Origin of the sequence: Salinivibrio sp. MA351 (assembly GCF_001996065.1) — a bacterium.
In the GTDB taxonomy this organism is placed as follows: Bacteria; Pseudomonadota; Gammaproteobacteria; order Enterobacterales; family Vibrionaceae; genus Salinivibrio; species Salinivibrio costicola.
In genome coordinates this window covers 12,629-26,575 of sequence record NZ_MUFG01000012.1, presented here as the reverse complement: position 1 = coordinate 26,575, position 13,947 = coordinate 12,629, and the positions used below count along the sequence as shown (strand labels likewise).

Below are 13,947 nucleotides of genomic sequence, written 5' to 3'. Positions count from 1 at the left end.
TCCGTGTAAATACGCRCGACACGAAAAACGGTGTCGTGCGTACCTCTTCAATTAAGCGATTGAAATAGAGTAGGTTAATTTAGCAGCTTAGCAAGCTAATCTACAGCTTACGGTAAAGATCAAACCCGGCGGGCGCGAATGGTGCGGCCTTTCACTTTTCCATCATTCAACTTACGCAACGCGGCTTTAACGCAAGATTGTGACACTGCAATAAACGCCACATTATCGAGCACATTGATTTTACCCACCTGTTTACCGTCAATACCATCTTGACCGGTTAGTGCGCCTAAAATATCGCCCGCGCGTACTTTTTGCTTTTTACCCGAGTCAATCATCAAGGTTGCCATCTCAGGCTGGTAAGGCGCAGTGTCAAGCAAGTGCTGCGACGGCAGAGATTCAGGGAGAAAATCGCGGTCATACTGATCGCCAATCATCGCCAGCTTATAGTGCTCAGCATCGTTATACAGCGAACACGCCACCCCTTTTTTGCCAGCGCGACCGGTACGGCCGACGCGGTGCACGTGAGTTTGCGGATCGTGGGCGAGTTGATAGTTGATCACCATATCCATGTCATCAATGTCTAAGCCTCGCGCGGCGACATCAGTGGCCACCAGCACCGAGGCACTTTTGTTGGCAAATTTTACCAAGGTGCGCTCACGGCCACGCTGTTCAATATCACCATGCAAGGCAACGGCGCTAAAACCATCGTTTTCTAAGTTATCGCACACTTGTTGTGTTTGGACTTTGGTCGTACAGAACACCACACAACTTTGCGGCTGAAAGTGTAATAACAGTAGCTTTAACGCTTGGTAACGCTGCGTGTTGTCATCAACTTTATAGACGTGCTGCGAGATTGTACTTTGCGTTTTCACCTCATCCACTTTAACGGAGACAGGATGGCTCAGCACTCGCTGGGCAATAGCGTTAATCGAGCGCGGGAAGGTGGCGCTGAATAATAAGGTTTGGCGATGAGCGGGAACTCGCGCAATGATGGCATCCAAGGTATCTTGGAAGCCCATATCCAGCATCTGATCGGCTTCATCCAACACCAAGGTTTCAACGTCATCGAGACGCAATGTACCTTTGCGTAAATGATCATCGACACGCCCCGGAGTGCCGACAATAATGTGTGCACCATGCTCCAGTGAGCCAATTTGTGGGCCAATCGATACGCCGCCACACAGCGTCAGTACTTTGACATTATGGCGGCCACGCGCCAACTTGCGCATCTCCTCAGCAACTTGCTCGGCCAACTCACGCGTTGGACACAGCACCAAGGATTGCACACGAAAGCGCTTCACGTTCAGTTTGGCTAACACGCCAAGGCTAAACGCCGCTGTTTTCCCTGAACCTGTCTTTGCTTGAGCAATAATGTCTTTACCATCGAGCACAGACGGCAAGCTCTGCGCCTGAATTGGTGTCATTTCGGTGTAACCCAGCGTCGCTAAGTTATCGAGTAAATCAGCAGGTAACGCGAGCGAGGAAAAAGCGGTATCAGTCAAAGTCGTATCCACAGCAAAAGTAAACAAAGCCGCGCCCAAGCACGGCCAAAAAGGGGGCGTATCATACCAGAATCTGGCTGCTGCCACATTAGTCGATTATAGCCACACGCTTTGCTCCCTACTTTGCCACTTTATTCATTCTGTTACGCAATTGTTAGACCAAGCTCCGTATTTACACTTGCCCAGCTTGTCTTGTCATTGTGCTTGGTGTGCAATCAAGGCACACAATAAAGGAGGATTGTCTTGTGGCAAATATCCCGGTAGAAAACTACCCACTCTCTCATACGCAGGCGATTGTTTGGAACGACATGGACGCCCTGCAACACATCAATAACACCGTGTACTTTCGCTATTTTGAAGATGTGCGCGTGGTGATGCTTGAAAAACTGGAAGTGTTCGAGCTAGCCAAACGACTGCATGTTGGCCCGGTGGTCGGCTCGACGCGCTGCGATTATCGCGCCCCTTTGGTGTATCCAGATACCATCACCACCGTGGCATGGGTCGAGGATATTCAAGAGAAGCGCTATGCGATGAAGTATGAAATCTACAGTCACAATCAAGAGCGCTGTGTGGCCGAGGGCGAGGCTTTGATTGTCTATTGCGATTTTAAAACCGGTAAAAGCTGTCCTATCCCAGCTGAAACGCTCGAAGGGTTAAAAGCTTTTGTCGCGAAATAGTAAGCATAGGGACGAACACTGCGCGTTGCCTGACGCGCAGTCAGTAATCAATAAAGATTTTTGAGTGTAATGACAGATTTAACGCGATAGTAAGAACTTACGTAGATCCTGTTCTGAACGCATGACGAATAAGATAAACACCGTGTCTTCTTCTTGCTTATAGAAAATACGACAAGGATTCACCACCACCTCTCGATAATTCAAGTGCGGTAGTTCAGGTGGCACTCGACCAGAATCAGGAAAAAGCACTAACCGCTCCACTGCGGTAAAGGCCGCTTGCACTAGCGCTTTAGCTGCAACCAGGTTGTCCAGTGCAACATATTCAGCAACGTCATTCAGATCTGCCAACGCAGGCTCAGTCCAAACTATTTGAGCCATCTGGACATTTGTTCCTTGGCATCATGGTGACTCAAGAGCTTCTCTTCGGTAATGGCGCGCTCGCCACGCGCGATCCCTTCTAAGATAGCAAGACGGCGCTGCATTAATTCGTAATCATCCACACTTAATAAGTATGCTGAAGGCTTACCATGTTCGGTGATCAAAACAGGCTCTTTATTCGCCTTCAATTCAGACAAAATTTTGGTTGCCTGACGCTTCAGTGTAGTCACAAGTTCTACTTTCATCGCTCGCCCGGATAGTGATATTAAAGTATCAGTATTATAGCACTTAAGTATCACTGAAAAAGTTTTTTGATTCGCCTTACCAGCGACCGTCATTTCAAACTAATCTCTTCAGGCTCGCCCACTCTGGTCACAGACGGCGCGCCTGGGGCGTTCCAGCGAAACAAGGTGATATGCCACGTGCTGGGATCTTTTCGCGACGGGTCAATTAAGCCAATTTCATTACCACTTCTCAGCGTATCGGCCACCAACCAACTAGATGGTGATTCGCCTTTTGCTAAGGTGGCTTGCCAATCAACGCTGGATAAGGTTTTGTATTGCTGGAGTTCAGGATGACGCAAATCCACCAGCTCACAGGGGTCAACCTGATACCGCACGAGCACGCGTGGCGTTATGATCTGGCTGGCGTACTTTTGCATGGCCACACGCGCACTTTCTGCACTCTCGGTCAAATACAGCGCACTTTCACCCTGACGATTATACCGACCGTTCGGTCTGTCTTTGCTTTCTCGCGTCAAGGCAGCGTCGATGTGCTCAGGGTGACACACTCTGACAAAAATACCCGAGATAGGCGTGCGGCACAGGCAGGGGATAGTTTTCGGTTCAAGTCCGTCCATGACTTGTGAATGTCCTTTATAAATCAATTATCAAGGCGTAGTTTAGCAAACAAAGAGGGGACAAATTGCGTACTAACTAACGGATTGCATCATCGCATCTGGCTTGCTGTCGATACCACACAGGGGTACCATCCGTGCTCTGTGTAACACTGGGTGAGCAGCACCGCCAGAGGACAAACCGATGAAAAAAGCCGTTGTGGTATTTAGCGGAGGACAGGACTCAACCACCTGTTTGATTCAAGCGCAGGCAGAGTACGACGAAGTGCATTGCCTCACTTTCGACTATAACCAGCGTCACAAGCAAGAAATTGACGTTGCCCGTGAGATTGCTGCAAACCGCAAAGTCAGTGCGCACAAGGTATTAGATGTTGGCTTGCTCAACGAATTAGCGATTAGCTCGCTCACACGCGACAACATTCCCGTTTCTAACGCGCTTAACGAAAACGGCCTGCCCAATTCTTTTGTGCCGGGACGGAATATCTTGTTTTTGACTTTGGCCGGCATCTACGCCTATCAAATTGGCGCTGAGGCAGTGATCACCGGTGTCTGCGAAACCGACTTTTCTGGCTACCCAGATTGTCGCAACGATTTTATTCAATCGATGCAGCAAGCCCTTGAGCAAGGCATGGATAGACAACTCGCGCTAGTGACGCCGCTGATGTGGCTGAATAAAGCCGAGACCTGGGCACTGGCCGATCAGTATCACGCCCTCGATTTTGTACGCGACCACACCCTAACCTGTTATAACGGTATTAAAGGCACTGGCTGTGGTGAATGTCCAGCCTGTCACTTGCGTCAGCGTGGCTTAGATGACTACCTTGCCAATCAAACGGACGTACAAGCCGCACTGCAACGCAAACAAGCCGAAAACGCGTAACAGCGCGCATCCTTGGTAGCAACAAGAAATAAAAAACCGCCTCATCGCGAGGCGGTTTTTGTATCGAGCATACAACAGCGGCTATTTACGCGGCTCATCATGCGGATGGGTATCAAACTCACCATGACTGGTCCGATGCACGGTTTCCACTGCCAGCTCTTTATCTAATTGCTGCGCCACATACTCAGGCGAATGGGTATGTACCGAGAGCAAGCGATACATCGCTGGGATCACCAGCAAGGTGACAAAGGTCGCAAAGGCCATGCCGGTGAAGATCACCGTCCCAACCGCGATACGACTCTCTGCCCCCGCCCCGGTTGACAGGATCAGCGGGATCATCCCTGCCAAGGTGGTAAACGCCGTCATCAAAATCGGTCGCAAGCGACGGACTGACGCATCGATAATCGCTTTTTCAAATGCAATACCACGATCACGCAATTGGTTGGCAAACTCCACGATTAAGATACCGTTTTTCGTCACCATCCCAATCAGCATGATCAAACCAATTTGGCTATAGATATTGATCCCTTGGTTGGTCAGCCACAAACCTAAAAAGCCACCTAGCATCCCCATGGGCACCGTCAACATCACTACCAAGGGGTTGATAAAGCTTTCAAATTGCGCCGCTAACACCAAGTACGATACCAAGAGGGCTAAACCAAACACCACCAGCACACTGGTTTGGTTATCCCGAAAATCTTTCGACTCGCCCGAGTAGCCCACCGAGATATCAGCTGGCAGCGTCTCGGCCGCCGCGGAGTCGAGATAATCGAGTGCTTGGCCGAGCGTCACATCCTCACCTAAGTGCGCCGATAAGGTGATCGATTTTTGCTTGTTGGTATGGCTTAGACGCTGCGCAGAGGCGGTTTCTTCCACCGTGGTTACCGCATCCAGCGAGACCAATTGACCACTACGACTGCGCATATAGATACGACTCAGATCGCTCTTGCTGCTAAACGCATTTTCATCGCCACGGACATACACATCATATTCTTCACCGCGATCCACATAGCTGGTCTGCGCGCGACCACCTAACATGACTTCCAAGGTGTCGGAGACGTCCCGTACCGAAATGCCAAGTTCAGACGCACGACGGCGGTCTACTTTGACGACTAGCTCAGGCGTATTTTGGCTGTAGTCATAGTCCGGGCTATCAATCATGCCCGCATCACGACTCATTTCACCTAAGGTCTCAGCCCAGCGATGCAACTCAGGGTAGTCTGGGCCGCTGAGTACAAATTGCACCGGCTCAGAGCTTCGACCGCCAAAACCAGGGGCAAACGGGAACACTTGCACATCTGGCACGCCATTCAGTACCTGACGCACTTCTCCGAGAATGGCTTGTGCTGAACGGTCGCGCTCATCCCAATCCGGTAAAAGCATGATCACAAAGCCGGTTTGATCGCCGGCACGACCACCAAACGCGGGCGTCTGCAAGCTCACCGAACTCAAGGTGCCCGCTTCCACCAGTGGCATTAAGCGCTGTTCAATTTGCTCAATGTTGCCCACCATACGGTTATAAGCCGTCCCTTCAGCGCCTTTCACAAAGGCTAACAGTACACCACGGTCTTCTTGCGGCACCAACTGAGACGGTAAAGATTGCATTAACGCCCCACTGCCACCAAGGCAAAGTAGGATTACTACTGGGGCCATCCAACGCCAGCGCAGCACCTGCACTAAAGCGCGCCGATAATAGCTTTCAAGCCGCTCAAACCCACGTGTCACAATGCGGTTGACCGGACTGGATGAAACATTTAAGCGCAGTAACTTACTGCCCAGCACGGGCGTCAGCGTCAGAGCAATCAAGGATGAACACAACACGGTCACGGCCAGCATCACCGCAAATTCTGTGAATAGCTTGCCTATCATGCCGTCCATATAGGTAATGGGTAAGAACACCATCACCAGCACCGCCGTGGTCGCAATCACCGCAAAACCAACTTCTCGCGCCCCGCGGTACGCGGCCACCAAGGGTTTATCGCCTTGCTGTAAATGATGGAAGATATTTTCGACCACCACGATGGCATCATCCACCACTAACCCAATCGCTAAGATCAGCGCCATTAAGGTAAGAAGATTAATCGAGAACCCCAATGCTGAGGCAACGATAAAGGCCGAAATCAATGACACAGGCACGGTCACCGCGGGAATCAGTGTTGCACGCGCTTGGCCGATAAAGATATACAATACCAGCACCACCAACGCACCAGTAATAAAGAGCGTGCTGTACACTTCCTCTATCGATCGCTCGATAAATATGGTGGTGTCATAATCGACCCACAGACGCGTGCCTTCAGGGAGAAACGCCTGCATATCATCCACGAGCTTATGGGCACGATCAGAGATATCAAGCGGATTGGCATCGGATTGTGGGATCAAAGCCAAACTCAAGTTGTTGATACCATTGTTTTTATAGGTCGCATCTTCATTGCGTGAACCAATCGCCACGTCCGCCACGTCCGACAAATAAATCGCGGTGCCATCGGCTGTGGTTCGTATCACCAGCTGTTTAAAATCTTCCGCATCACGATACAAACGATCGCTACGCACCGGCATGGTCATCACGTCATTGCGGATTTCCCCGCCCGGGCTTTCTAGGTTTTCCTCCCGCAATGCATCGAGAATATCTTGGGTCGTGACGCCATGTCCTGCCATCTGCGTCGGATCCAGTTTCACATACATCACTTTATACAGCGCACCGTATAAATCGACCGAGCTTACGCCGGAGATCAAACTGAATCTATCTTCCAGGGTGCGCTGGGCGTATTCGGTGAGCTGGTTGCGATCCATTTCCGATGAGGCAAGATTAATGTATATCGCGGCCTCACCGGTGCCGTTATCTTTATACACAATCGGATCATTGGCATCATCGGGCAGTCCACCTTGCGCACGCGCCACCGCATCGCGCACATCACTCACGCCTTCAGTCAGTGGATGATCGAGGTTAAATTCCACCGTGATACGCGATGAGCCATTACGACTGACTGACGTAATTTCATCAATACCGCTAATGCCGGACAGCTCATCTTCAATCAACTGTGTGACTTGGCTTTCCATAATGCTTGCCGACGCGCCCGAATATCCGGTGTAAATACTCACCACAGGGCTATCAATATCCGGCATCTCACGCACAGAGAGCGTCGAAAAAGACACAGCACCAAACACACATAGCAGTAAACTCAAAACCACCGCCATCACCGGCCGCTTCACCGACACATCAGATAACCACATTAGCTGGCCTCCGTCTCAGATGCGGTCTCATCGACACGGCTTTGATCATCAGCTTGATGTTTAGGCGCTTCTGCATTTAACACTGATACTTGTGCGCCATCGCGCATGTTCACCAAGCCTTGTATGACGATGTTTTGCCCCGGTTCAAGTCCTTTACTCACTACCACTTGGTTATCAATGCGTGCACCGAGGGTAATTTCGGTACGATGGGCGATACCTTCATCATCAACACGAAACACATAGCGACGGGTGCCGGAATACTGCAGCGCTTGCACCGGGACAATCACCGCTTGCTGTTGTGGTAAGGCCAATTTTGCTTCCATCAGCATACCAGGTTGCAGTTGGCTTTCAGGGTTATCCAACGCGACCCGGACACCAACAGATAACGCGTCTTGATTGATACGAGAGTCCACGACCCGAATCTCACCATTGAACGTTTTGTCCGGCCAAGCTTGGGAGGTCACTACCACTGGCATATCAGGATATAAGCGGCTGAAATACTGCTCTGGGACTTGAATATCCAGATTCATACGCGACAGATTATCGAGACTGAACAAGGTTTCACCGATGTCCACACGCTGACCGACGCTAAGATCAAACAAACCGATACGCCCGGAAAATGGCGCGGTTAGGCGATGATCATCTAAATCAGATTGCGCCGACTGCAGACGGGCTTTGGCAATGTTGACGCTGGCTTGTTGTGCTTCCAACTCGGTTTGCGTCAATGCTCCGCGCTGCGCCAGCTTGTTGTATTCTTTAAGTTTACGCATTTCATCATTCAGATAGGCCGACGCTTCCAACACAGCCGCTTGGGCTTTAGCACGGTTAAATGTCACCAAAGGTGCGCCCTTTTCAACCGTTTCCCCCGGCTGCACATGGACGGTTTCAATCCGTGCCGACACTTCCGATTCAATACTGATCTGTTGATGAGCTTTGACGTTTCCCACTAACGACAGAGACGGTGAAACAGACTGGGTTTCTACCGGCGCGGTCATCACATCCACAGAGCGAGCGCCTGGTGGTGGCGCAGATGTCTCGTCGGTCGATGGCGCCGAGTTACCAAACTGCCAGTACGCGATCCCCGCCAACACAGCGACGCCCAATAGCATCCATTTTTTCATTGCATGACACCTTATTATTTGAATAGCACCAGTGTACTGATCTACTTTTTTTTGTCCTTAAAGAATTGTAAAGACGTTGTTTTTTATCGTTATTACATCCAAATTCGAGATTTAGCTACATAGCATTCAGACTGTGAAAACTCAGGCAGGTTTCAAAAAGCGATAAAAACAACGCTTATCGCTGATTTTGGACGCAAGACGTTGAAAAAAACACCAACCGCATTCTGAGATTAAGAAAACCCTTTACAGCTCCAATCGGTTTGGTAAGATTCGCCTCAATCGCGTGGTGGAGTTCCCGAGCGGTCAAAGGGATCAGACTGTAAATCTGACGGCTCAGCCTTCGAAGGTTCGAATCCTTCCTCCACCACCAATTTTACAAAGCAAGACTCCGTGGTGGAGTTCCCGAGCGGTCAAAGGGATCAGACTGTAAATCTGACGGCTCAGCCTTCGAAGGTTCGAATCCTTCCTCCACCACCATTTTATAAAGCAAGACTCCGTGGTGGAGTTCCCGAGCGGTCAAAGGGATCAGACTGTAAATCTGACGGCTCAGCCTTCGAAGGTTCGAATCCTTCCTCCACCACCATTTTTAAAGGGCCAGCATTTGCTGGCCCTTGTTCGTTGTGCGAAACAACACATTCTATTCGTTATCCAGTCAAGGCCGCCCGCCCATGCGGCGACCACAAATCTTGCTCTGGCCCTTTAGGCACAATGCGCGTCGGATTAATGTTGCCGTGGCTGTAGTAGTAATGGGTTTTGATATGGTGCATATCGACCGTTCCTGCCACGCCTGGCACTTGAAATAACTCTTTCATATAGCAGAACAAATTGCAGTAGTCGGCGATACGTTGTTTGTTACATTTAAAGTGACCCACGTACACAGGATCAAAGCGGATTAAAGTGGTAAATAATCGCCAGTCTGCTTCTGTGATCTGATTCCCAGCCAGATAGCGGTTGCGACTCAGATGATCGTCCAATACCGTCAATGCACTGAATAGCTGATCAAAGGCGTCTTCATAAGCCGCTTGTTCGGTGGCAAAGCCACATTTATACACGCCGTTGTTCACGTTCGGATAAACAAATTCATTCCACTGATCTACCGCTGCACGCAGGTTTTCTGGGTAATAATCGTCATCATTCCCCGTAATGGCATTAAAGGCCGAATTAAACATCCGAATGATATCGGCCGATTCATTACTGACAATGGTCTGGGTTTTCTTATCCCACAAAATCGGCACAGTGACCCGGCCGGTATAGTCAGGTTTGGCTTGCGTGTAAAGCTGGTGAGCGTACTCAAACCCGTATAAAGGCTCGGGCTCGGAAAACGTCCAGCCATACTCCAACATTTCGGGCGCAACGACAGTGACATCAATGTGAGGCTCAAGCCCTTTCAAATGACGCATAATCAAGGTGCGATGTGCCCACGGGCAAGCGAGAGATACATAGAGATGATAACGATCGGACGCTGCTTTAAAGCCAGCATCCCCGCTTGGGCCGGCTTCACCGCTCGCGGTTATCCAATGTCGGAATCCAGCATCTTCACGAACAAAGCGCCCGCCTGATGCTTTGGTGTCATACCACACATCGTGCCAAATACCGTCAATCAGTTTTCCCATAGGTCCTCCTTTCTTTCTATGTGCAGTATATGAAGCAACAATAGAAATGTCGGCAGACCCGATTGTTGGAGTTATTCGAAAAAGCTGAGCAATGGCTCCGACATTGAGAATGTCATGATTTTGTTAGAACTTTCTTAATCGCCTTTTTCGCGTTTGACCTTCACTCACCATGTCCTCTACTGTGAATAGCGATGAATAAAAGGAGAAAATTGATGAAACGTTTATTAGCGACCCTATCTTTTGCGTTTGTTGTTGCAGCCAGTCTGCCAAGTTTCGCTGCCAATGAGACAACCGAAATGTCGGCAGATCAGCTGACTGACCAAGTGGTGAGCAGCTACGCTGAAGCGGCTGAACAGGTTGTTTCAATATCTAAAGACTATCAAAGTAAGCTCGAGAGCATCAGTGATGAAGAGCAAGCTAAAGCACTAATGGCGGAGACGCAGAAAGAAATGGCGCAAGCCATTGAGGCAACAGGCCTATCCATTGAAGAATATAACAATGTCTTTCGTCAAGCGCGTGAAGATAAAGAACTGCAAAAGAAGATCAGCAACATGATCAATGAGTAAATATAGCTTGGAACAAGGGCAAGTGTATTCTCTTGCCCTTATTGTTTAGGTTTGAGCCACCGAGACGTGCGATCTAGGTAGCCACAGCGAAATCACCGTCGTAATGAACAAGAAGACGAACGAGACCCACAAACAGGCCGCTAATCCCCATACTTGGAAAACCCAGCCCGACAACACCGTGCCAATTAATCGCCCCATCGCGTTGGCCATATAGTAAAAGCCCACGTCCAACGACACGCCATCGCCTTTGGCATAGCTCACAATCAAGTAAGAATGCAGCGACGAGTTAACCGCAAAAATAACGCCAAACAGCATTAATCCGACAATGATGACCGCTTGTGGGTACCATTGCTCGCCAATTGCGTAAGCAATAACACCCGTCACCACGGCCAATAAACCTGCCCAACCTAACGCTGCTTTACCACCCGGTGAGTGCCCTGCTTGACGCCCAGTAATTTTTGGGGCAATCCCTTGCACCACACCATAGGCAATCACCCACAGCGCAAGAAAGCCACCGACCATACTATGGCTCCAACCGAATGTGTTGCCCAAATAAATCGGTAAGGCGACGACAAACCACACGTCTCGCGCACCAAAGAGAAACATGCGTGCCGCTGAGAGGATATTGACGCTGCGCGACTTGGAAAATATTTCTGAAAACTTAGGCTTACTTTTGGCTTTACCTAAATCCGCTTTTAGTGACACCACACTGCCAATAAAGACCACAGTCAGCACACCGGCCATGGCTGCCACCGCGTATTGAAAGCCAATGAAAGACAGCAGTGCGCCACCGACAAAAAAGCCTGCCCCTTTGAGCGCGTTCTTAGAGCCGGTGAGGATCGCAATCCACTTAAACAGCGCACCCTGTGCATTATCGGGCACCAGGGTTTTGATCGCACTTTTCGCACTCATTTTATTGAGATCTTTCGCAATCCCAGATAGCGCTTGTGCCGCCATCACCCAAGGGATGGTGAGCCACGCCGCGGGTACCGCCAGCATAGTAAGCGCCACAATTTGCATGCCTAGGCCAATATTCATGGTGCGGTTAAGCCCTAATCGAGCCCCTAACCAGCCGCCGACAAGATTGGTCACTACCCCAAAGAATTCGTAAAACAAAAACAGCGAGGCAATTTCTAAGGTGCCGTAGCCTAAGTCATAAAAGTACAGCACCACCAACATGCGCAATGCGCCGTCGGTGATGGTGAAGTTCCAATAGTTAAAGGTAACCAGCATGTACTGGCGCACAGATTGGCTTAATTGAGCAAACATAGTGGCCATCTATTTAGGTTTGATAAAAGCGGTAAATAAAGGCGATGCACTGTATGCACCGCCACCGTTAACAAGCATCACTTACTGATCGATAAGACCGACGTTGCGCACCAACTCAGCGGTGCGCGTGGCATACCCCATTTCGTTGTCATACCACGCATAGATTTTGACCATACGCTTACCCACCACCATAGTGGACAGCCCATCGACAATGGTAGAGCGCTGATCGCCACGATAATCAATCGAGACTAAAGGACGCGCCTCAAAGCCAAGAATGCCTTTAAGCTCGCCGTCCGCGGCCTGTTGCAACAGTGCATTCACCTCGTCGGCGGTGGTATCGGTTTCCACATCAAAAATCACATCCGTCAGTGACGCATTGGCGAGCGGGACACGCACTGCATGGCCATTAATCTTGCCTTTTAGATCCGGGAAAATTTCCACAATGGCCGTTGCTGATCCTGTGGTGGTCGGGATCAAGCTCATGCCACACGCACGGGCGCGACGTAAATCTTTGTGCGGCGCATCTAAAATCGTTTGGGTATTGGTTAAATCATGAATGGTGGTGAAGGTTGACTGCGCAATTCCCAGTTTTTCATGGATCACTTTCACAATCGGTGCCAGGCAGTTCGTGGTGCACGACGCCGCAGTAACAATTCGATGTTTGCTCGGATCAAAAATCGCGTCATTAACCCCCACCACGATATTCGCCACACGCTCATCTTTGACCGGTGCAGAGACCACTACGCGCTTCACGCCTTGGTCCAAGTATTGTTGTAGCAAATCCGCGTCACGGTGTTTTCCGGTTGCCTCAATCACCACATCACAACCTGACCAATCGACTGCATCAATCGCTTTCTCTTGGCTTGTCGTTAATGTTTGGCCGTTAATCTGCACGCGATTGCCTTCCGCACTCACCGCGTGATGCCAACGCCCTTGTACCGAATCAAACTCCAGCAAATGCGCCAGCGTTTCGGTATCACCGGCCACATCGTTAATGTGCACAAACTCGAGCTCTGGCCAATCAAATGCAGCCCGTAATGCCAAACGACCAATTCGACCAAATCCATTAATCCCGACTTTAATTGTCATTACTCTCTCCTTTACACGCAGCAGGTGGGGCGTGACGCCATCTTGGCAAGCCGCGTGATATCTTCTTGATAAGTGTCTTTTAGGCAGTTGGAATCAACTAAGCCCTGAATTTGTTTGCGCATCCAGCCCGGTAAATCAGCGGCTAAGCGATAAAACACCCATTGCCCTTGGCGCGTATCAACCAACACCCCACTGGCCCGCAGTTGTGCCAAGTGGCGTGAGATCTTAGGCTGTGAGGTATCCAGCGCTTCGGTGAGCTCGCACACACATAACTGCCCTTCACGAGCAATGAGCAGCAAACACCGCACGCGCGTTTCATCCGCTAACAATTTGAAAAACTGGTGAGGCAACATAGGCTCTCTCATTACGCTTTATTAAATGAACATATGGATATACGTATATTATAATTCACGCGCAGAAATGCAAGCACCGAGGAAAACTGTCATAAAAACTTCACAGTTTTTGTGGATCAATAAAAAGCAGCCCATTAGACTGCTTGAGTACCTTAAAACGCGTTAGTCTTCCATTGACTAGATAAGCCATTGTTTAATGGTATCGTCACTGGGTACACCACCTGCGTGTATGACTTGCTCATCCATCACTACCGCCGGTGTCGACATCACGCTATAAGCCATCATGGTTTCAAGATCGGTGATTTTTTCAACTGAAACGTCGACGCTCTGGTCTGCCGCAATCGCTTCGATCTTTTCCGCTGTATGGGTGCAATTGGCACAGCCTGATCCAAGAACTTTAAATTGTTTCATT

General features: G+C 49.8%; 14 protein-coding genes and 3 tRNA genes. 6 read left to right on the top strand and 11 right to left on the bottom strand.

The window, feature by feature from the left end:
• Positions 1-119 precede the first annotated feature (119 nt).
• Positions 120-1,502, bottom strand: a complete 1,383-nt coding sequence (dbpA, locus tag BZG78_RS08310; protein WP_077660954.1) for an ATP-dependent RNA helicase DbpA — start codon at positions 1,500-1,502, stop codon at positions 120-122.
• Between the two features lie 245 nt (positions 1,503-1,747).
• Here dbpA and BZG78_RS08305 point away from each other — a divergent pair, with 245 nt between their 5' ends.
• The gene (locus BZG78_RS08305; protein WP_021024564.1) at positions 1,748-2,179 is read left to right on the top strand and encodes a thioesterase family protein; all 432 of its coding nucleotides are present in this window, start codon (positions 1,748-1,750) and stop codon (positions 2,177-2,179) included.
• A gap of 78 nt (positions 2,180-2,257) precedes the next feature.
• Here BZG78_RS08305 and BZG78_RS08300 read toward each other — a convergent pair whose 3' ends face one another.
• The 3 genes from BZG78_RS08300 to BZG78_RS08290 form a co-directional block, all read right to left on the bottom strand.
• Entirely contained in the window at positions 2,258-2,557 is a 300-nt protein-coding gene (locus BZG78_RS08300) for a type II toxin-antitoxin system RelE/ParE family toxin (RefSeq protein ID WP_021024563.1), read from the bottom strand.
• Positions 2,545-2,802: a type II toxin-antitoxin system Phd/YefM family antitoxin gene (locus BZG78_RS08295; RefSeq protein WP_025744793.1), complete on the bottom strand. Its 258-nt coding sequence runs from the start codon at positions 2,800-2,802 to the stop codon at positions 2,545-2,547. The genes BZG78_RS08300 and BZG78_RS08295 overlap by 13 nt, the downstream gene beginning before the upstream one ends.
• Before the next feature lie 89 nt (positions 2,803-2,891).
• Positions 2,892-3,416, bottom strand: coding sequence for an RES family NAD+ phosphorylase (locus BZG78_RS08290; RefSeq protein WP_077660924.1), 525 nt, complete (start codon positions 3,414-3,416; stop codon positions 2,892-2,894).
• 181 nt (positions 3,417-3,597) lie between these two features.
• On the opposite strand from BZG78_RS08290, the gene queC reads away from it, so the two are divergent.
• Positions 3,598-4,293 (top strand): 7-cyano-7-deazaguanine synthase QueC, encoded by a 696-nt coding sequence (gene queC, locus BZG78_RS08285; protein WP_021024560.1) that lies wholly within the window; start codon positions 3,598-3,600, stop codon positions 4,291-4,293.
• An 81-nt stretch (positions 4,294-4,374) separates the two neighbouring features.
• On the opposite strand, the gene BZG78_RS08280 is transcribed toward queC, so the two are convergent.
• Entirely contained in the window at positions 4,375-7,524 is a 3,150-nt protein-coding gene (locus BZG78_RS08280) for a multidrug efflux RND transporter permease subunit (protein WP_077660923.1), read from the bottom strand.
• Positions 7,524-8,645, bottom strand: coding sequence for an efflux RND transporter periplasmic adaptor subunit (locus BZG78_RS08275; protein WP_077660922.1), 1,122 nt, complete (start codon positions 8,643-8,645; stop codon positions 7,524-7,526). The genes BZG78_RS08280 and BZG78_RS08275 overlap by 1 nt, the downstream gene beginning before the upstream one ends.
• Positions 8,646-8,930: 285 nt before the next feature.
• Here BZG78_RS08275 and BZG78_RS08270 point away from each other — a divergent pair.
• From BZG78_RS08270 to BZG78_RS08260, 3 genes are all read left to right on the top strand, one after another.
• Positions 8,931-9,015, top strand: a tRNA-Tyr gene (locus BZG78_RS08270).
• Between the two features lie 22 nt (positions 9,016-9,037).
• Positions 9,038-9,122 (top strand) — tRNA-Tyr (locus BZG78_RS08265).
• A gap of 21 nt (positions 9,123-9,143) precedes the next feature.
• Positions 9,144-9,228: transfer RNA gene (locus BZG78_RS08260), tRNA-Tyr, on the top strand.
• Between the two features lie 61 nt (positions 9,229-9,289).
• Here the strand turns inward: BZG78_RS08260 and BZG78_RS08255 are convergent.
• Positions 9,290-10,258 (bottom strand): glutathione S-transferase family protein, encoded by a 969-nt coding sequence (locus BZG78_RS08255; protein WP_077660921.1) that lies wholly within the window; start codon positions 10,256-10,258, stop codon positions 9,290-9,292.
• A gap of 212 nt (positions 10,259-10,470) precedes the next feature.
• Here BZG78_RS08255 and BZG78_RS08250 point away from each other — a divergent pair, with 212 nt between their 5' ends.
• Positions 10,471-10,824, top strand: coding sequence for a DUF4168 domain-containing protein (locus tag BZG78_RS08250; protein WP_158011530.1), 354 nt, complete (start codon positions 10,471-10,473; stop codon positions 10,822-10,824).
• A 45-nt stretch (positions 10,825-10,869) separates the two neighbouring features.
• Here the strand turns inward: BZG78_RS08250 and arsJ are convergent, their stop codons facing one another.
• The 4 genes from arsJ to BZG78_RS08230 all read right to left on the bottom strand — a co-directional run bounded on the left by arsJ (position 10,870) and on the right by BZG78_RS08230 (position 13,946).
• Complete coding sequence (gene arsJ / locus BZG78_RS08245) at positions 10,870-12,093, bottom strand: organoarsenical effux MFS transporter ArsJ (RefSeq protein ID WP_077660919.1); 1,224 nt, start codon at positions 12,091-12,093, stop codon at positions 10,870-10,872.
• Between the two features lie 81 nt (positions 12,094-12,174).
• Positions 12,175-13,182 carry an ArsJ-associated glyceraldehyde-3-phosphate dehydrogenase gene (locus tag BZG78_RS08240; protein WP_077660918.1) on the bottom strand — a complete coding sequence of 336 codons (1,008 nt, stop codon included), beginning with the start codon at positions 13,180-13,182 and terminating at the stop codon, positions 12,175-12,177.
• Positions 13,183-13,193: 11 nt separating this feature from the next.
• Entirely contained in the window at positions 13,194-13,535 is a 342-nt protein-coding gene (locus BZG78_RS08235; protein ID WP_021024015.1) for a metalloregulator ArsR/SmtB family transcription factor, read from the bottom strand.
• A gap of 177 nt (positions 13,536-13,712) precedes the next feature.
• A complete protein-coding gene (locus BZG78_RS08230; protein ID WP_077660917.1) occupies positions 13,713-13,946 on the bottom strand; it encodes a thioredoxin family protein in 234 nt (77 codons plus the stop codon).
• Position 13,947: the final 1 nt, after the last annotated feature.